Annotated in this window: 18 protein-coding genes; 14 read left to right on the forward strand and 4 right to left on the reverse strand. The window is 62.4% G+C overall.

Annotated elements, in window-relative coordinates; genetic code table 11:
- The first annotated feature begins 5 nt into the window (after positions 1-5).
- The 5 genes from phnL (at position 6) to AB8A23_RS13475 (ending at position 3,641) form a co-directional block, all read left to right on the forward strand.
- Positions 6-704 carry a phosphonate C-P lyase system protein PhnL gene (phnL, locus tag AB8A23_RS13455; RefSeq protein WP_120291666.1) on the forward strand — a complete coding sequence of 233 codons (699 nt, stop codon included), beginning with the start codon at positions 6-8 and terminating at the stop codon, positions 702-704.
- A gap of 11 nt (positions 705-715) precedes the next feature.
- Positions 716-1,870 (forward strand): alpha-D-ribose 1-methylphosphonate 5-triphosphate diphosphatase, encoded by a 1,155-nt coding sequence (locus AB8A23_RS13460; protein WP_439059492.1) that lies wholly within the window; start codon positions 716-718, stop codon positions 1,868-1,870.
- Complete coding sequence (gene phnN, locus AB8A23_RS13465; protein ID WP_439059491.1) at positions 1,867-2,445, forward strand: phosphonate metabolism protein/1,5-bisphosphokinase (PRPP-forming) PhnN; 579 nt, start codon at positions 1,867-1,869, stop codon at positions 2,443-2,445. The genes AB8A23_RS13460 and phnN overlap by 4 nt, the downstream gene beginning before the upstream one ends.
- 23 nt (positions 2,446-2,468) lie before the next feature.
- Positions 2,469-3,089 carry a pyridoxamine 5'-phosphate oxidase family protein gene (locus tag AB8A23_RS13470; RefSeq protein ID WP_175368343.1) on the forward strand — a complete coding sequence of 207 codons (621 nt, stop codon included), beginning with the start codon at positions 2,469-2,471 and terminating at the stop codon, positions 3,087-3,089.
- Between the two features lie 252 nt (positions 3,090-3,341).
- Positions 3,342-3,641: an HU family DNA-binding protein gene (locus AB8A23_RS13475; RefSeq protein ID WP_068735221.1), complete on the forward strand. Its 300-nt coding sequence runs from the start codon at positions 3,342-3,344 to the stop codon at positions 3,639-3,641.
- A gap of 276 nt (positions 3,642-3,917) precedes the next feature.
- On the opposite strand, the gene AB8A23_RS13480 is transcribed toward AB8A23_RS13475, so the two are convergent.
- The 3 genes from AB8A23_RS13480 to AB8A23_RS13490 form a co-directional block, all read right to left on the reverse strand.
- Entirely contained in the window at positions 3,918-4,265 is a 348-nt protein-coding gene (locus AB8A23_RS13480) for a 5-carboxymethyl-2-hydroxymuconate Delta-isomerase (protein ID WP_089265362.1), read from the reverse strand.
- A gap of 143 nt (positions 4,266-4,408) precedes the next feature.
- Entirely contained in the window at positions 4,409-5,194 is a 786-nt protein-coding gene (locus AB8A23_RS13485; RefSeq protein ID WP_089265361.1) for an IclR family transcriptional regulator domain-containing protein, read from the reverse strand.
- 16 nt (positions 5,195-5,210) lie between these two features.
- On the reverse strand, positions 5,211-6,431 hold the full coding sequence (locus AB8A23_RS13490; RefSeq protein WP_439059490.1) for an NAD(P)/FAD-dependent oxidoreductase: 1,221 nt from the start codon (positions 6,429-6,431) through the stop codon (positions 5,211-5,213).
- Positions 6,432-6,674: 243 nt separating this feature from the next.
- Here AB8A23_RS13490 and AB8A23_RS13495 point away from each other — a divergent pair, with 243 nt between their 5' ends.
- The 9 genes from AB8A23_RS13495 to AB8A23_RS13535 all read left to right on the forward strand — a co-directional run bounded on the left by AB8A23_RS13495 (position 6,675) and on the right by AB8A23_RS13535 (position 17,672).
- The gene (locus AB8A23_RS13495; protein WP_439059489.1) at positions 6,675-8,375 is read left to right on the forward strand and encodes an amidohydrolase; all 1,701 of its coding nucleotides are present in this window, start codon (positions 6,675-6,677) and stop codon (positions 8,373-8,375) included.
- 36 nt (positions 8,376-8,411) lie between these two features.
- Entirely contained in the window at positions 8,412-9,779 is a 1,368-nt protein-coding gene (locus AB8A23_RS13500; RefSeq protein WP_184519140.1) for an aromatic ring-hydroxylating dioxygenase subunit alpha, read from the forward strand.
- A 31-nt stretch (positions 9,780-9,810) separates the two neighbouring features.
- Positions 9,811-11,247, forward strand: a complete 1,437-nt coding sequence (locus tag AB8A23_RS13505) for a glutamine synthetase family protein (protein WP_439059488.1) — start codon at positions 9,811-9,813, stop codon at positions 11,245-11,247.
- 108 nt (positions 11,248-11,355) lie between these two features.
- Complete coding sequence (locus tag AB8A23_RS13510; RefSeq protein ID WP_439059487.1) at positions 11,356-12,531, forward strand: ABC transporter substrate-binding protein; 1,176 nt, start codon at positions 11,356-11,358, stop codon at positions 12,529-12,531.
- A gap of 175 nt (positions 12,532-12,706) precedes the next feature.
- Entirely contained in the window at positions 12,707-14,341 is a 1,635-nt protein-coding gene (locus AB8A23_RS13515; protein WP_439059486.1) for an amidohydrolase, read from the forward strand.
- Positions 14,342-14,349: 8 nt separating this feature from the next.
- A complete protein-coding gene (locus AB8A23_RS13520; protein WP_184519134.1) occupies positions 14,350-15,219 on the forward strand; it encodes a branched-chain amino acid ABC transporter permease in 870 nt (289 codons plus the stop codon).
- Complete coding sequence (locus tag AB8A23_RS13525; protein WP_309948418.1) at positions 15,216-16,217, forward strand: branched-chain amino acid ABC transporter permease; 1,002 nt, start codon at positions 15,216-15,218, stop codon at positions 16,215-16,217. The genes AB8A23_RS13520 and AB8A23_RS13525 overlap by 4 nt, the downstream gene beginning before the upstream one ends.
- Positions 16,214-16,978 carry an ABC transporter ATP-binding protein gene (locus AB8A23_RS13530; protein WP_309948416.1) on the forward strand — a complete coding sequence of 255 codons (765 nt, stop codon included), beginning with the start codon at positions 16,214-16,216 and terminating at the stop codon, positions 16,976-16,978. The genes AB8A23_RS13525 and AB8A23_RS13530 overlap by 4 nt, the downstream gene beginning before the upstream one ends.
- Complete coding sequence (locus tag AB8A23_RS13535) at positions 16,959-17,672, forward strand: ABC transporter ATP-binding protein (RefSeq protein WP_439059485.1); 714 nt, start codon at positions 16,959-16,961, stop codon at positions 17,670-17,672. Before AB8A23_RS13530 ends, AB8A23_RS13535 begins: the two co-directional genes overlap by 20 nt.
- 28 nt (positions 17,673-17,700) lie before the next feature.
- On the opposite strand, the gene AB8A23_RS13540 is transcribed toward AB8A23_RS13535, so the two are convergent.
- Positions 17,701-17,874, reverse strand: a complete 174-nt coding sequence (locus AB8A23_RS13540) for a DUF1328 domain-containing protein (protein ID WP_089265352.1) — start codon at positions 17,872-17,874, stop codon at positions 17,701-17,703.
- Between the last annotated feature and the right edge of the window lie 280 nt (positions 17,875-18,154).

An 18,154-nucleotide genomic window follows, 5' to 3' on the forward strand; every position in this document is an offset into this window, starting at 1 on the left:
TCCACATGATTCCGATGATCGATATCCGCAACGCCGAAAAGACCTTCGTGATGCACCTGCAGGACGGCATTCGCCTGCCGGTGGTGCGCAACGTCTCGTTCCATGTCGCGCCCGGCGAATGCGTGGTGCTGTCCGGTCCCTCGGGGGCGGGCAAGTCGTCGATCCTGAAGATGATCTTCGGCAATTATCGCTGCGACGGCGGCACCATCGGCGTACGCCACAACGGTGATGTCATCGATATCGCCACCGCCGAGCCGCGCGAGATCCTGGGTGTGCGCCGCGACACCATCGGCTATGTCAGCCAGTTCCTGCGCGCGGTGCCGCGTGTCGCCGCCATCGATGTCGTGGCCGAGCCGCTGCTCGCTGCCGGCGTAACGCGCGAGGAGGCGCGTGCGCGTGCGGGGGCGTTGCTCAAGCGCCTCAACATTCCCGAGCGGCTGTGGAAGCTGCCGCCCTCGACCTTTTCCGGCGGCGAGCAACAACGCGTGAATATCGCGCGCGGTTTTATCTCCGATCTGCCGATCCTGCTGCTGGATGAACCGACTGCGTCGCTCGATGCCGCCAACCGAGCCGTGGTCGTTGAACTGGTCGCCGAGAAAAAACGTGCCGGCGTCGCCATGGTTGCCATTGTGCATGACGACGAAGTGCGGCACTTGATCGCCGACCGGCTGGTGGACGTCGCATCCTTCGCCGCTGCTGCCTGAGAAAGAGAACCATGACCGCATCATCGACCGAAACCGTCATCGGCAACGCCAGGATCGTTCTTGCCGACCGCGTCATCGACAAGGGCTGGATCGCCTTCGCTGGTGGACGCATCGCCGAATTCGGCGAGGGTGATGCGCCACGCGGTAGCGACGATGCGCGCGGCGATCTGATTATGCCGGGTCTTGTCGAACTGCATACCGATCATCTCGAAGCCCATTTCATGCCGCGGCCCAAGGTGTTCTGGGATCCCATCGCTGCCGTCGTCTCCTATGACGGCCAGCTTGCTACGTCGGGCATCACCACGGTGCTCGACTCGGTGCGGGTCGGGTGTGAGGACTCAAGCCAGGGCATCGACAGCTATGCCGGCGTGCTGGTGGATTCCATTGCTTCTGCCGGCGAAGCCAGTCTCCTGCGGGTCGATCACTTCCTGCACCTGCGCTGTGAGATTCCGATGCCAACCGTGGTCGAGGAAGCGAAGGCGCTCTTGGCGAAGCCGAACGTCCGGCTGATGTCGCTGATGGATCATACGCCCGGGCAGCGCCAGTTCCGCGACGAAGAAAAGCTGCGCACATACTATCGCGGCAAGGGTGGCAAGAGCGATGCCGAGCTTGATGTGATGTTCGCGCAACGTCTGGCCTGTCAGCAGCAATATGCGGCCGGCAATATGCGTGCGATCGTGGCGCTGGCTCACGGGCGCAATATTCCGCTGGCGAGCCATGACGACACTACGGAAGACAACGTGACCGAAGCCGTTGGAGACAAGGTCTCGGTGGCCGAATTCCCGACGACGCTGGAAGCGGCCCAAGGCCTGCACAAGGCCGGCATCGGCATCCTGATGGGGGCGCCGAATGTCGTCCGCAACGGCTCGCATTCCGGCAATATCGCGGCTATCGATCTCGCCCGCGAAGGCATGCTGGATATTCTGTCGTCGGACTATGTGCCGTCGAGCCTTCTGATGGGAGCCCTGCAGCTCTCGAGCAAGGTGCCCTCCATCGATCTCGCCAGCGCGATCCGAACCGTGACCAAGCGGCCCGCGGAAGCCGTCGGGCTCATGGACCGCGGCGAGATTGCGGTCGGCAAGCGCGCCGACGTGATCCGCGTCCATGTGGCGCATGAGGTACCGGTGGTGCGCAATGTCTGGCGCGAAGGACATCGGGTGGCATGACCGACACCGCGGCGATATCCGAAGCGCAAGCAGGCCGGATCGGCCCCGGCCGGTTGGTGCTGGTGGTCGGCCCGTCGGGTGCCGGCAAGGATACGCTGATCGGTCTGGCGCAGGCCGCCTGCGCGGATGACGACAATGTGGTGTTCACGCGCCGCGTGGTGACTCGCGAGGCGTCGGAATTCGAAAATAATGCGCAGGTCACGCCGGAGGCGTTCCGTCACGCCCAGGCCAGCGGCGCCTTCGCCGTCCACTGGGAAGCGCATGGTCTTTGTTATGCGCTTCCGCGCTCGATCGATGATGCGCTTCGCGCCGGCCGCAATGTCGTTGCCAATATCTCGCGGACGGTTATCCCGGCGCTACGTGCCGCTTATGAAGATGTCGTCGTGGTGTCGATCACGGCGCCGCCGGAAGTGCTTGCGGCGCGACTTGCGGCGCGGGGACGCTCAAGCGATGGGCCGATCGGCGATCGGCTCAAGCGCAGCGTCGAGACATCAGGTGCGGACGTCACGATCAACAATATTGGTGTCGCGGAAGATCATGCGGATGACCTGATACGGGTCATCAGGGGTCAATAGATACGGCGGAGGGGAGTGCGGCCATGTCGGTGATCGAAACCATCGAGCAGCTCGAGGAGATCTACGGCCGTCTCGATGACATCGGCGAAGCATCCACCGCCAAGGTAGCCGACTGCGTAACGGCGCAGTATCGGCGGCTGATCGAGGTCTCGCCCTTCGCCGCACTGGCGACCACCGGCCCCGAGGGGCTGGATTGCTCACCGCGCGGCGACAAACCGGGCTTCGTCCGGATCCATGACGAGCGCACCTTGATGATGCCGGACCGCCGCGGCAACAATCGCGTGGACTCTCTGCGCAACATCGTGCGCGATCCCAAGATCGCGCTGCTGTTTCTGATCCCTGGTGCCGGCACCACGCTCCGCATCAACGGGACGGCGCATCTCTCAACGGACCCGGACCTGCTGGCGTCCTTCGCCGTGGAGGAGAAGGCTCCCCGCACGGTGATCGTGATGACGGTCGGGGAGATCTATTTCCAATGCGCCCGCGCCATCGTGCGGTCCGATCTCTGGAACCCTGATAAACGCGTCGATCCGAAGACCCTGCCGACGCCCGGCGAGATCCTGGCGGAGATGAGCGAGCGCCGGGTCGGCGGTCCGGAATACGATCGGCAATGGCCGGAAAGGGCGCGCCAGACCATGTGGTGAGGGGGCGAATCTGGGGGTGATTATCGCGGTGCGTTTCTGTCGCCTGCCGCGACTCCGTAGGCCCCTTGTTTCAAGTATTTTGCGCTTGCGAGGGTCCTGAAACCCTGCCGTACAAGTCGAATCGGGGTTTGATGGTCAAAAAACATCATTTTTCCCGGCAAAATCTGTGAAAATTTCATTGAGCACGGGTTTTTTCCCGTAATTCCTCATAGTGTCTGTCTCACCGAATCACGGCAAACCAAAAGGTGCAAAATGGCAGACCAAATGACGAAGTCGCAGCTCATCGAGAAAATCGCTGAGACCACTGAGCTCTCGAAGAAGGACGTCAAGGGCGTTATCGAGACCATGGCGACCCTCGGCTATAAAGAGCTGAAGAAGAGCGGCGTGTTCCTCGTTCCCGGCTTCGCCAAGTTCGTCGTCATCAAGAAGCCCGCCACCAAGGCACGCAAGGGCACCAACCCCTTCACCGGCGAAGCAATGACCTTCAAGGCCAAGCCGGCCCGCAAGATCGTGCGCGCCCGCCCGGTCAAGGCTGCGAAGGACGCGGTCTAAGCGGACCCTCGGCGCGGTCGCCCATGAGGTGACCGCAGCCGACCAGAATTGAGGACGGCGCGGCATTCCCTGGGGATGCCGCGCCGTTTTCGTTTTGGGGAGTGCCTGACCTCTCCCCGCTTGCGGGGAGAGGTCGACTGCAACGCGCGAAGCGTGTGGAAGTCGGGTGAGGGGGCTCTCCATTCGCTCCGCGCCTGCGGAGGCTCCCCCTCATCCGTCGTCGCTTCGCGACGCCACCTTCTCCCCGCAGGCGGGGAGAAGGCAGTTAGCGCGGCTCTAATCGTTCACGCGCTTCTTGTAGGCGACCGCGTCCATATCCCTGATATCGACGCTGAGGCTTTTGGTGTGCGGCAGCAGCAAAACCATTGCCGCGCGCAACGCCTCGCTCACGGCGACTTTCTGCTCGGGTGTGCGGCCCTCCAGCATCGAGACCGACAGGTGGCAGAAGCCTTCGGCCCGGCCGGCCATCAGGTGATGCGCATATGGGATCGCGCGCACCTTGATGTCGGCGGCCTTCATTACCCCGGTGGCGGCGCCGGCATTGTGCAACGCCTGCATCAGGCTGGCGATGTCGAGCGCGTCGCCATGGCCGTCGGTGGAATGTTCGATGACGATATGGGGCATGAGACGACAATTCCTGGTGCGTGTTCAATCTCGGACCTCATGGTGAGGAGGCGCCACTTGGCGCCGTCTCGAACCATGAGTGTAGGGCTCCTCATCCTTCGAGACGCGGCCAAGTGGCCGCTCCTCAGGATGAGGGGGCAGCGTTAAAGAAGCAGCGGCTTCACCGAATCCGCGGCGTCGCGCAGCAGCGGCAGGAAGCGGTCGATCATTTCCCCGGTGGAGACGCGGTCCACATGGGCGCCCATATTGATGGCGGCGACGATGGCGCCATCGTAGCGCCGCACGGGTACGGAGATCGAGCGGAAGCCCGGTTCGGCCTCGCGGTCGACCAGCGAATAGCCTTTCTCGCGGTCGGTGATGATGGTGGCCTTCAGCAGTTCCTTGTCGATGACCGTGAACGGCGTCATTGCCACGAGGTCCATGGCATCCAGCGTCGCGGTGAGGTCGTCGTTGGAATACTTGCCCAACATGGCGCGGCCCACCGACGAGCAGAAGGCGGGCAGCCGATAGCCGAGATCGATGCCGGCAGAGAACACGCGCGCCGGGCTGGCGCGGGCGACGAAGATCACCTCGTGGCCCTCGAGCACCGCGAGCGACGAAATCTCCTGCGCGTCGCTGGAGATGCTGTCGAGCACGGGTTGCAGGATGGTGACGACCTGATTGGACGTCATGTAAGAACCAGCCAGCGCCAGGACGCGCGGTGACAGCGCGAACAGCTTGCCGTCGCTGGTCACATAGCCTTTGCGTTCCAGCGTAAACAGGATGCGGCGCGCAGTGGCACGCGGCAGCTCGGCGGCCTTGGCGACGTCGCTCAGCGTCATCGGGCGCGAATGTGCGCCGAACAGTTCGAACACCCTCAAGCCCCGATCGAGGCTCTCGATGAAGTCGGTATTGCCGCGTTCGTCGTCGGGGCGCTTGATCTTGGGCATGAGCCGTGGGTCCGCCCTATTTGCCTGCTTCGAATTTTTTCAGATCGAATGACAGATCGGCGGCTTGTTCTGGTGTTGGCGACAGTGACGCGGTGATCAGGCGACGCGCGATCATCTGGTCGCCCGGCCGGTTGATACTGTCGACGGCGGTGAGCTTGCCGTCGCGATAATAAAACACCGAGAACTTGCCATCATCCATCGACCCGCGGATCACCGCGCTGTCGGTCGGCGCGGAGAGGCCGACGATCTGCAGCTTGGCGTCATATTGATCCGACCAGAAACGCGGCACTGCGTCATAGGCTTCCGGCTTGCCGGCGATCATCGCACCCACAGCCTTGCCCTGATCGGTGGCGTTCTGCACGGCTTCCAGCCTGACGCGGCGGCCGGCGAAGCCGTTGTGGTGATTGCTGACGTCGCCGGCGGCATAGATGTTCGGCACGCTGGTCAGGCCATGTTCGTCGACATCGATGCCATTGGTGCAGGTGATATCGGCCTGCGCGGCCAGCTCGTCATTGGCGATGCCGCCAATGCCGGCGACGATCAGATCGGCGCGCACCCGCAGGCCGCTGGAGCAGACGACCTCATGCACGGCGCTGTTGCCTTCGATGGCAATGACGGATTCGTTGAAGCGGATGTCGAGGCCATGGGAGCGATGGCTATCCAGAAGGAACTGCGAGATCAGCGGCGATACCGCGCGCTCCAGCAGGCGCGACTGCGCCTCGATCAGCGTCACCTTCTTGCCGGCCTTGGCAGCAGTCGATGCCACTTCGAGGCCGATGAAGCCGCCGCCGACGATGACAACATCGTTGGCTGCTTCGAGCCGCGGCTTGAGATGCAGCGCGTCATCAAGGGTGCGCAGATAGACGATGCCGTCGCGCTCATGGCCGGGCACGCTGAGGCGCCGCGCGCGTGAGCCGGTGGCGATGACAAGCTGATCGAAAGGCAGGCTGTCGCCGCCGTCCAGTGCGATCCGGCCGGCTGCACGATCGAGCCCGATGGCGCGATGGCCCAACACCAGTTCGATGCCCTGGGTCTTGAAATAGTCCTCGCCGCGGAGGAAAAGACTGTTGTGCGCCACATCGCCGGACAGGAATGCCTTCGACAATGGTGGGCGCTGATACGGCAGATGGATTTCATCGGCGACGATGCGGATCGGCGCCTGATAGCCCTTCTCGCGCGCGCTGATGCCGGCCTGGACGCCCGCATAAGAGGCGCCGATGATCACGAGGCCGCTCACGAGCGCGCTCCCTGGGTCCGATCCGTACGCGAATTCAAAGTCTTCGACATCATCAACTCCCGAATTGCGTCCGTATATTGAACAAGTGTTCGTTCTGCGCAAGGTGATGCTTTAGGCGTGAATTGCTGCATTTGCTCACTAAGGCATCAAATCATGCTGCAAAATTCTGCTTGCCTGGAATTAGTCTAACGATAATATTCGCACATTCGTTCGTCTATTGAACATCGTTGATGGAGCGGCGAGATGCATCTGGGTGCGAAATGTCTGATTGCAGGAGCCATTGCAATTGGCGCCTCCGTCTTGCCGGCGGTGGCGCAGCAATCTAACCCGAACGCGCCCCAGGTCGTCCTGACGGGCGGCAAGATCCTCACCCTCGACGGCCAATCGACGATCGCGCAAGCGCTGGCCATCCGCGACGGCAAGATCCTCGCGGTCGGCAGTGACGCCGCGATCAAGCCGCTGGCCGGTCCGCAGACCCGGGTCATCGATCTCGCCGGCAAGTCGGTTGTCCCCGGCCTGATCGACACCCACGCGCATTTCAAGGCGGCCGGGCTCGGCGACTATGTGGTCAATCTCAGCGGCGCCAAGGACGTGGCCGGCGCGCTCGATCTCATTCGGGCGTTCGTTGCGAAGAAGCAGCCCGGCGCGTGGATCACGACCGGCGGCTGGCATCCGCCGTCGCAGCTGGCGGAAAAGCGCTACCTGACCCGCCAGGAACTCGATAGCGTGTCCCCCAACAATCCGGTCTATCTGCGGACCGTCGGTCATTTTTCGATGGCCAATTCGCTGGCGTTGCAGAAGGCGGGCATCAGCAAGAGCACGCCGGATCCAGCCGGCGGCGCGTTCGAGCGGGACGCGAGCGGCGACATCAATGGCGTGCTCGTCGAGACGGCGATCCCGCTGGTCGAGAACATCGTGCCGCCCTACACCGAAGACGAGGAGTTGCGGCAATATCGTCTCGCCGAGGCCGCGCTCAACCGCCTCGGTATCACCAGCGTCGTCGAGGGGGCGACAAGCGCGCGCGACACGCAGATTCTGCAGAAGCTCGCTCTGGCCGGCGATGCGACGGTGCGGGTCGGAACCATGTTTCGACCGGAGCCGCCCGCAGATTCGGCCGGGTGGGACGCCGTCATGAGCGGCAACGGCGCCACTTCGGGTTTCGGCGACGATTGGTTGAAGCTCGGCGGCATCAAGATCTTCTACGACGGCGGCATGACCCTGAAGACGGCCATGATGCGCGACGCCTATCCGGACTCGCATGACGATTATCATGGAATCGCGCAGGTTACGCCCGAACGGCTGAAGCAGCTGGTATCGATCGCCAACCTTCGCGGCTGGCGGGTCGGCGTTCACGTCGTTGGCGACCTCGGCGTCGATCAGGTGCTGGATGCGTTCGAAGCCGCCGACAAGGAAAAGTCGATCAAGGATCGCCGCTTCGTTTTGATCCATGCCAGCCTGATCCGCCCCGAACAGATGGAGCGGGCACGCCGCGTCGGGGCGCGGATCGATTTCCAGAACGCCTTCATGTGGGACAAGGCGGCGACGGTCGCGCGTTTCCTCGGCAGGCCGACCGCGGATCGTGCGGTCCCGACGCGCACTTTGATCGAGAAAATGGGACTGGAGAATCTCGGCGCCGGCACCGATTTCCCGGTCAATCCGCTGAACCCGTTCCTCACGATGTATATCATGGTGACGCGGAAGGACCCGGCCGGCCAGGTCTACGGCGCATCCGAAGCGATCGGGCGCGAACAGGCGCTTCGCCTCTATACTAGCGCGGCATCGCGCTACATGTTTGAGGAAACGCGGAAGGGGACGCTGGAGGCCGGCAAGCTGGCCGACCTCGTGGTGCTCTCCGCCGACTTCATGACGGTGCCGGACGACCAGATCAAGGACATCACCGCCGATATGACGATGGTCGGCGGCAAGATTGTATTTCAGCGATAAGCGGCGCATCGCCAGAGTTATAAAGGACATTTTGCCATGATGAGCCAAGAGCAGAACGATCTGATCACTCGCATCGGGCCCAAGGCGCCGGCGGGCAAGCTGATGCGCCAGTACTGGCAGCCGGCGGCGCTGGTCGATGAGCTCGAAGGGGATCGTCCGATCCGTCCGGTCAAATTGCTCGGTGAAGATTTTGTCCTGTTCCGCGACGAACAGGGCCGCTATGGCCTGCTCGACCGCGATTGTCCGCATCGCGGCGCTGACCTTGCCTTCGGTCGTCTCGAAGGCGGCGGCGTGCGCTGTGCGTTTCATGGCTGGCTGTTCGACGTCGAGGGCAAGTGCCTGGAGACGCCGGCCGAACCGAAGACTTCGAAACTCTGCGCCGGCATCAAGCAGCGCGCATATCCCGTGGTCGAGAAGGGCGGCATTCTCTGGGCTTATCTGGGCGAGGGCGAGCCGCCGGCATTCCCGGAAATCGACTGCTTCGCCGCACCCGGCCAATATACCTTCGCCTTCAAGGGCCTGTTCGAATGCAACTGGCTGCAGGCGCTGGAAGTCGGCATCGATCCTGCGCACGCCTCGTTCTTGCATCGCTTCTTTGAGGATGAGGACGTCAAAGCGTCTTACGGCAAGCAGTTCCGCGGCGCATCCGCCGGCACCGAACTGCCGATGACCAAGATCCTGCGCGAATATGATCGCCCGATCATCAATGTGGAATCGACCGAATACGGCCTGCGCCTGATTGCGCTGCGCGAGCTCGACGAGGAGCGTACCCATGTGCGCGTCACCAACCAGCTATTCCCGCATGGCTTCGTCATCCCCATGAGCACGGAGATGACGATCACCCAGTGGCACGTGCCGGTCGATGACGAGAACTGCTACTGGTATGCGATCTTCACCAGCTACACGACGCCGGTCGACAAGAAGAAGATGACCGACCAGCGGCTCGAACTTTACGAGCTGCCGAACTACACCTCGCGCAAGAACAAGACCAACGACTACGGCTTCAATCCGCACGAGCAGAAGCACGAGACCTATACGGGCATGGGCGCCGACATCAACGTCCACGACCAGTGGGCGGTGGAGTCGATGGGCAAGATCCAGGATCGTACCCGCGAGCATCTCGGCTCCAGCGACAAGGCGATCATCGCCTATCGCAAGCTGCTGCGTGCGGAGATCGAGAAAGTTGCCGGCGGCCAGAGGCCGATGATGTCGCTCGATGCGGACACCGCGCGCAGCATTCAGGGCCCGGGCACCATGGACGGCATCGGGCCGACCAAGGGCTGGGAAACCTACTGGATGGAAGTCGACGTCGCCCGTCGTCGCGGCGCGCCATGGATGGCAGCCGCTCCGGCCGACCAGACCGAGCCGGGGTCCAATGTCATCCACCTGCCGGCGGCAGAGTGAAGATCGATCAGAACAGCCGCGGGAGAGTGCGTTGAGTTTCGTTGAACGTCACGGTTTGTGGTCCGCGGAGCAAAAGGAAGCAGCCGTCCGGCTGCGCAGCATGGTCGAAGAGCACAAGCTCGAAGTGATCCGGCTGTCGTTTCCGGATCAGCACGGCATCCTGCGCGGCAAGACGCTGATCGCCAGCGAGGCATTGCGCTGTCTCGAAAGCGGCTGCTCGATCACCACGACCATGTTCGCCAAGGACACATCGCACAAGACGGTATTTCCGGTGTTCACCGCCGGTGGCGGTTTCGGCATTCCTGAAATGCAGGGCGCGGCCGACGTGTTGATGATCCCCGATCCCTCTACGTTTCGCGTGCTGCCCTGGGCGCCTGAAACCGGATGGGTGCTGTGCGACGTGCATTTCGCCGATGGCCGCCCGGTGCCGTTCGCGACGCGCAACCTGTACAAGAAGGTGCTCGGCGATCTCGGCGCACGAGGCTACGATTTCGTCGCCGGTCTTGAAGTTGAATTTCATATCTTCAACGTCGAAAACAACCGCATGAAGCCGGAGGATGCCGGTCAGCCCGGCAATTCGCCGGAGGTCAGTCTTCTCTCGCACGGCTACAACTACCTCACCGAGCAGCGCTACGACCAGATGGAGCCGGTGCTCGAAATCATCCGGCGTGACGTGATTGCGCTCGGTCTCCCATTACGTTCGGTGGAGGTCGAATACGGCCCGAGCCAATGCGAATTCACTTTCGCGCCGACGGTGGGCCTGACACCGGCCGACAGCATGGTGCTGTTCCGCTCGGCCGTGAAACAGATCGCGCATCGCCACGGCTACCACGCCACCTTCATGTGCCGGCCGAAGATTCCGAACGTCGTGTCGTCGGGTTGGCATCTGCACCAGTCGATTGTATCGCGTGCAACCGGCGCAAACGCGTTCATGCCGACCGAGGGCACGCAGCCGCTGTCATCGTTCGGGCAGGGCTATCTCGCGGGGCTTCTTACGCATGCACGCGCGGCGACCGTATTCACGACGCCGACCATCAACGGCTACAAGCGTTATCGCTCCTATTCGCTGGCGCCGGATCGGGCGATCTGGGGCCGCGACAATCGTGGCGCGATGCTGCGCGTCCTCGGCGGTGCCGGCGATTCCGCGACGCGTATCGAAAATCGCGTCGGCGAACCCGCCGCCAATCCCTATCTCTATATGTCGTCGCAGATCCTGTCGGGCCTCGACGGCGTCGATCGCAAGCTCGATCCAGGGCCATCAGCCGACACGCCTTACGAGACCAATGCCGATCTGCTGCCAAAGTCGCTCCGCGAGGCGACCTTCGCGCTCAAGGAAGATCCTTTCTTCCGCGAGAAGATGGGCGCGACGATGGTTGACTATTATACGCATATCAAGAATGCCGAGATCGATCGCTTCCAGGCGGAAGTCTCCGACTGGGAGCAGCGCGAATACTTCGAGATGTTCTGACGCGTCATTTCGGCGCGCTGATGCCGGATCAAACGGGCCATCTCGGCACGTTTATTGAATACAGGTTTGCCGAATAGTTTTCTTAACTTTCCAACGGGGACAACCGCAATGAACAGACGCAGCCAATCCATTCTTGCACTAGCCGTTCTCGGCCTGATGACCGGCACGGCCTCCGCCGACACCATCAAGGTCGGCGTGATCGGCACCATGTCGGGTCCTTACGCGCTGTTTGGCAAGAACTTCAAGATGGGCATCGACGCCTGGGTCGCCGAGCATGGCACCAAAGCAGGCAAGCATGATGTCGAATTCATCTATCGCGATGAAGAGAGCCCGAATCCCGCCAAGTCAAAGGCGCTGGCGCAGGAGCTGCTGGTCAAGGACAAGGTGCAATATCTCGCTGGCGTCTATTTCACGCCGAACGCGATGGCCATCGCGCCGCTGCTGGAAGAATCCAGGACGCCGCTGATCGTGATGAATGCGGCGACCTCGTCGATCGTCGAGAAGAGCCCCTATATCGTCCGTACCTCGTTCACGATGTGGCAGAACACCGTGCCTGCCGCGAAAATTGCGTTGAAGAACGGCGCCAAGAAGGTGGCCATCGCGGTCAGCGATTACGGTCCGGGTGTGGATGCTGAAGCGGCATTCAAGAAGACGTTCGAAGGTGAGGGCGGCGCAGTGGTCGAAGCGGTTCGCATTCCGCTCGCCACCACCGACTTCAGCCCGATCATGCAGCGCATCAAGGATTCCGGCGCGGACACCATCTTCACCTTCCTGCCATCCGGCCCGCCGACGCTGGGGTTCGTCAAGGCCTATATCGATAACGGGTTGAAGGCCGGCGGAGTCAAGCTGATGTCGACCGGTGACGTCGTCACCGAGCCGGATCTGCCGAACATCGGCGATGCCGGCATCGGTATCCTCTCGACCTATCACTATTCGGTGTCGCACGACTCCAAGGAAAACGCGGCCTTCCTTGCCACCATCAAGAAGGGCGGCGGCAACCTCGACGAAGTCACCATGACGTCGGTCGCAGCCTATGACGGCGCGCGCCTGATCTACAAGATGATCGAGGCCACCGATGGCAAGCGCGATGCCGCCAAGGCGGTCGATGCCGTCAAGGACATGAAGTGGGTCTCGCCGCGGGGTCCGGTGTCGATCGATCCCACCACGCGTCACATTCGCCAGAACGTTTATCTGCGCAGCGTGGAGAAGGTGGACGGCAAGCTGATCAACAAGGAGAGCCAGACCTTCGCCGATCAGCCGGACTGGGCGCTGAGCACGAAGTGACGGCAGAGCCGTCATTCCGGGGCGCGAGCGCCACTTGGCGATCGCGAACCCGGAATCTGGCGATGTTTATCACCACACCGGGATTCCGGGTCTGTCCTTCCGGCGGCTTTGCCGCCTACAAGACATCCCGGAATGACAGCCTCTTGATCGATCATCGCCGAAGATTTCCAACTTGATGACCAAGTCCGCTCCATCGCTTCTGCTCACCAATGCCCGCATCTATCGTTCTGCCTGGGATGAAACCCCCGCGGACAGCATCGTCGTCAGCGATGGCAAGGTGGTCTGGATTGGTGCAGCGGATGTTGCGCCATCCGCCGACGAGACGATCGATCTCGCGGGCGCCACCGTCATTCCCGGCCTGACCGATGCGCATATCCATCTGTTCGCGATTGCGCATGCGCGCTTGCAGGTGGCGGTGACGCCGCGTGACGCGCCCACGATATCCGATGTGCTTGATTTGCTGGTTGCGCGTGCGCGCGCCATTTCCTGTGATAAATGGGTCTACGGCGCGGGCCTCGATGAGAACGGACTGGCCGAGCATCGACTGCCGACACGGGCCGAGATCGACGGCGCCATTCCCGATCATCCGGTGCTGATCCGCCGCTTCTGCGGTCATGTCGCCGTCGTCAACAGTGCCGCGCTGCGACTGCTGGGCATCGACGATGCTGCCGCCGACCCGGAAGGCGGCACGTTCGGCCGCTCCGAGGATGGCCGACTGGACGGCAGCGCCAAAGAAAGCGCAGCCGAACTGATATTCCGTGCTGCACCGCCGATGGATCGCAATGAGCTCACCGCAGCTCTGCGCGCGACAATTGCCGATAGCGCCAGGTTAGGTCTTGTTGCTGTCGTAGAAGCCGCGGTCGGATTCACCGTCGGCTTCGATGATGAATTCGCGATCTGGAACGAGATCCGCGCAAATGGTGATGTGCTGCCAATGCGGCTCGGCTTCATGAACCAGCTCGACCCGGCTGAAGCGGCGGCGCGTGGGCTGGTGCCGACGCACGACGCCGACTGGCAGTCGATGACGCTGAAATATTTCGCCGATGGCATCGTCGGCGCGCGAACTTCGGCGGTGAGCGAGGATTTCTTCGATACGCCGTCCCGCGGCATGTTCATGCGCGATGAAATCGAACTGCAACGCGTGGTCGCGGAGGCCCATGCGGGCGGCTGGCAGGTTGCCGTTCATTGTACCGGCGATCGCGGTATCGACTGCATCATCGAAGCCTATGAGAAGGCGCAGGCGGCACATCCCCGCGCCGATGTCCGGCACCGCATCGAACATTACTTCGTGCCGCCCGCCGGTGGGCTGGCACGGATGAAGGCATTGGGCGCGCTCGTCGTCACCCAGCCAAGTTTCCTCACCCGGATGCGGCGCTCGATTGCCGGCGCATTCGGTCCGCGCGCCGATCGTTGCTATCCCGGCCGCTCCGTGATCGACGCGGGTGTCACTTACATCGCCAGCTCCGATGCGCCGACCGGGTCGTGGTCTCCGTGGGATGGCATCGCCGATGCGGTGAGCCGCGCCTCGGACAATGGTGCGCCGATCGGGCAGGGTGAAGCCATCAGCGTCCGCGAAGCCATTCACAGCTATACGGTCGGTGGCGCCATCGCGATGAGGCAGGAAGACTGGCGCGGCACGCTGATGCCGGGCATGGCGGCCGATCTGATCGCCCTTGATCGCGATCCCTTCGCCGCCGACTGCCTCCCTCTGAAAGAGACGAAGGTGTTACTCACCATGGTGCGCGGCGCTGTCGTCCATGACGCGATGCCGCAGTTTCCGGAATGGCGCTCGGGCGCTGCTTCGGCATAGGATCAATCATGCGTACCGTCTTCAGCATCATGACCGACGCCGTCGCCTACGGGATGGTGCTGTTCATCATTTCCATCGGCCTGTCCATCATGATGGGGCTGATGCGCGTCGTGAACCTCGCCCATGGCGCTTTCGCCATGATTGGCGGCTATCTGGCCTCCTATGCGATCCGCGACCTGCATGTGCATTACAGCGTCGCGATCCTGATGGCGGTGGTCGGCACCATCATTGTTTCGATCCCGTTCGAGATTCTGCTGTACCGCCGGATCTACCGGAAGTCCGATCCGCTGATTCAGGTGCTGATGACCATCGGCATCACGTTCTTCATCATCGGCATCGTCAATTTCATCTTCGGCCCGTCGTTGAAATCGATTCCACTGCCGCAGACCCTCAGTGGTCCGCTCGATATCGGTTTCCGCATGCTGCCAACCCATCGCATCTTTGTCATCGCCTGCGGTGTGGTTACGGCTCTGGCGCTGTGGCTTCTGATCGAGAAGACGGAGTTCGGAATCAAGCTGCGCGCCTCGGTCGATCATAGTGGTATGGCGGACGCCTTGGGCATCCGCACGGAAATCATCTATGCGGTGACCTTCGCGCTGGCGATCGGGCTCGGCGCATTCGGTGGCGTGGTCGGCGCGGAGATCCTGCCGATCGAACCGTTCTATGCACTGCGTTATATGGTGACGTTCCTTGTCGTCGTCTCTGTCGGCGGCGCAGGCTCGATCCTTGGCGCTCTGTCGGCGTCGCTCCTGCTCGGCCTCGCCGACACCACCGGCAAATATCTCGCGCCGGAGTTCGGCGACTTCTTCTTCTATCTGTCGGTGATCTTCGTCGTCTTCCTGTTTCCGCATGGCCTATTTGGCAGGTCGCACGCATGAGCGAGATCGTCGCGACCCATGTTCCGCACAAGCGCAGCATTCCCTTCGGTCAGGAGGCGGCAGGTGCGCTGAGTATCATCGTGCTCGGTGCCATCGGCTACTTTCTGTATCCGGACGATCTGGCGTTCCTGACGCGGCTGATCGGCATCGCATTCCTGGTGCTGTCGCTCGATCTGGTCACAGGTTATTGCGGCGTCGCCACTCTCGGCCATGCCGCGCAATTCGGCGTCGGCGCCTATGCCGCCGGCATTGCTTGCGTGCGTGGCATCACCGATCCCATTGCGTTGCTGGCGATCGGTGTATTCGCGGGAACGGTCATGGGGCTGATCTCCGGTGCGCTGATCACGCGGTTTCGCGGGCTCCCACAACTGGTGCTGTCGATTGCCGTGGGGCAATTGGTCGCCGCACTTGCCAACAAGCTGTCGTGGCTGACGGGCGGCAGCGACGGCCTGTCAGGCATCACACCGGGCAAGGTGTTCGGCATCTTCAATTTCGACATGTACAGCCGCACGGCATTTTTGTTCTCGCTGGGCGTGCTGGTCATTGTGTTCGTGCTGCTGCAGCGTTTCGTGCGCTCGCCGTTTGGTCTGATGTGCCGTGGCATCAAGGATGACGATCTGCGCGCCAAGATGATCGGCGTCTCGATCTATCCGCGCCTTGTCGTGATGTATGGCGTCGCTGGTGCCGTTGCCGGGATCGGTGGAGCGCTGACGGCGATTAGCACCGGCGTCGTCGGTCTCGATAGCGTCAGCTTCGAACGCTCGGCCGAAGTTCTGGTGATGCTGGTGCTTGGCGGTGCAGGGCATCTGTGGGGCGCGCTGGCGGGGACGATCATCTTCATGATCTTCGAGCATATCGTGGCCGCCGCCAATCCGTTCCACTGGATGACGCTGGTCGGCCTGCTGCTGATCCTGATTGTGGTGTTCGCGCCGCGCGGGCTGATCGAACCGGTGCTGTCGCTGGCCTCCCGCTTCAAGCGCAAGGGAGAGGCGGCATGACCAATCTCCTCGAAGCCCGCGGCGTGTCGTGCTCGTTCGGCGGTCTGCACGTGACGCGCGACGTCAATTTCAAATTGACTGCCGGCGACCGCGTCGCGCTGATCGGCCCGAACGGTGCTGGCAAGACCACGCTGGTCAATCTGATCACCGGCGACATCGCGCCGAGTGAAGGCCAGTTCTTCATGGGCGGCGATGAGATCACCGGTCTCAGCATTCCGGATCGCGTGCGTCGCGGTCTGGTGCGCACGTTCCAGACCACGCGGCTGTTTGCCAATCTCACCGTCGCCGACAATGTCGCGCTGGCGATCATGCAGCGCAAGCGAATCACGCGCAGGTTTTTCTCGAGCTCGACGGAGCTGCCGGAAGTGCGTGCCGAGTGGAGCGAGATTCTCAGCCATCTAGGTCTCGACAGGCTGGCCTATCGCAAGGTGGTCGAGCTCGCTTACGGCCAGCAGCGCCTGATCGAGCTAGCTATCGGCCTTGCGCTGCATCCGAAGGTGCTCCTGCTCGACGAGCCCGCCGCGGGCGTGCCGCATGACGAGGCGCCCAAAATCCTCGAGGCGATCAATCGGCTGCCACCTGATATCGCCGTGTTGATGATCGAGCACGACATGGATCTGGTGTTCAAGTTTGCCACGCGCGTACTGGTGCTGGCGGCCGGGCGGTTGATCTTCGAGGGATCGCCCGATGAGGTCACCGCCGATCACGAAGTGCGCCGCGCGTATTTGGGGAGCTATGCCGATGCCCGCCGCGCCACTTGATATCCAGAACCTGAGCGCCGGCTACGGCCCGACGCGGATCATCGAGGGCATTTCGTTCTCGGTGAAAGCAGGTGATCGTCTCGCCGTGCTCGGCCGCAACGGTATGGGCAAGACTACACTGCTGGCGACGCTGATGGGCCTGACGACGCGTCACGGCGGCGAGATCAGGATCGGCGACCAGGACGTCACGGCCAAGCGGACCTCGGCGCGCGCCGATCTTGGTATCGGCTATGTGCCGCAGACCCGCGACATTTTCGCCTCGCTGACGGTGGAGGAGAATCTGCGCACCGGGCTGAAGGGGCGGCCGGCGTCGGCGCTCGATGAAGCCTATGCGATGTTTCCGCGGCTACGCGAACGCCGCGGCAATTACGGCAAGCAGCTGTCAGGCGGTGAGCAGCAGATGCTGTCGATGGCCCGGACACTGCTGGGCAAGCCGTCGATCCTGTTGCTGGACGAGCCGCTGGAAGGCCTCGCGCCCGTGATCTGCGACGAGCTGATGGCATTGCTGGCGAAGCTGGCCGCCACCAATGAAGTCACCATCATTCTGGTCGAACAGCAAATCGAGCGTGCGCTGGATTTCGCGAGCAGCGTCATGGTGATGGAGCGTGGCCGCACCAGCTGGAGCGGCACGCCGGATGTGCTGACCGCCGACCGCGCGCTGGTCGATCGGCTGGTCGGCGTCGGCATTCACTAGATCCCAGATTGGCGCGCCGGCTGGCGCGTCAGGCTCGAAAGATCGTGATCCCCAATACCAGCAGCACGATGCAGATCACGAGGAAGATATAAAAAAGCACGCGTGCGACATCGGCCGTCGCGGCGGAGATGCCGGTGAAGCCGAACAGGCCGGCGGCGACGGAAATCAGAAAGAAGATCAGCGCCCATTTCAGAAGGCTCATCGGGGAACTCCGGTTGCAGCAATTCCGGAACGCCGCGCTGCGAGATTTGGTTCCGGCTCGCAACCAAATGCCGTACCTACCTAGCTCGCTAATGCGGCACCGGTCCGGGGGGATGCGTAACAGCCTACTAATTAGGCAGCGCAAAGGTATTGGTTAGCATTTTAAACCCGCCCTTAACCAAAACATCCCTAATGAATGGATAGTAGACCTGCTCCCCGCAGTGGATTTGTGGTTCGGGGGACAAAGGGTTCAGTATGCGTGTCGCGGTCGGTCATGGGTG

Source organism: Tardiphaga sp. 619_E2_N8_4 (assembly GCF_051810905.1).
Classification (GTDB): domain Bacteria; phylum Pseudomonadota; class Alphaproteobacteria; order Rhizobiales; family Xanthobacteraceae; genus Tardiphaga; species Tardiphaga robiniae.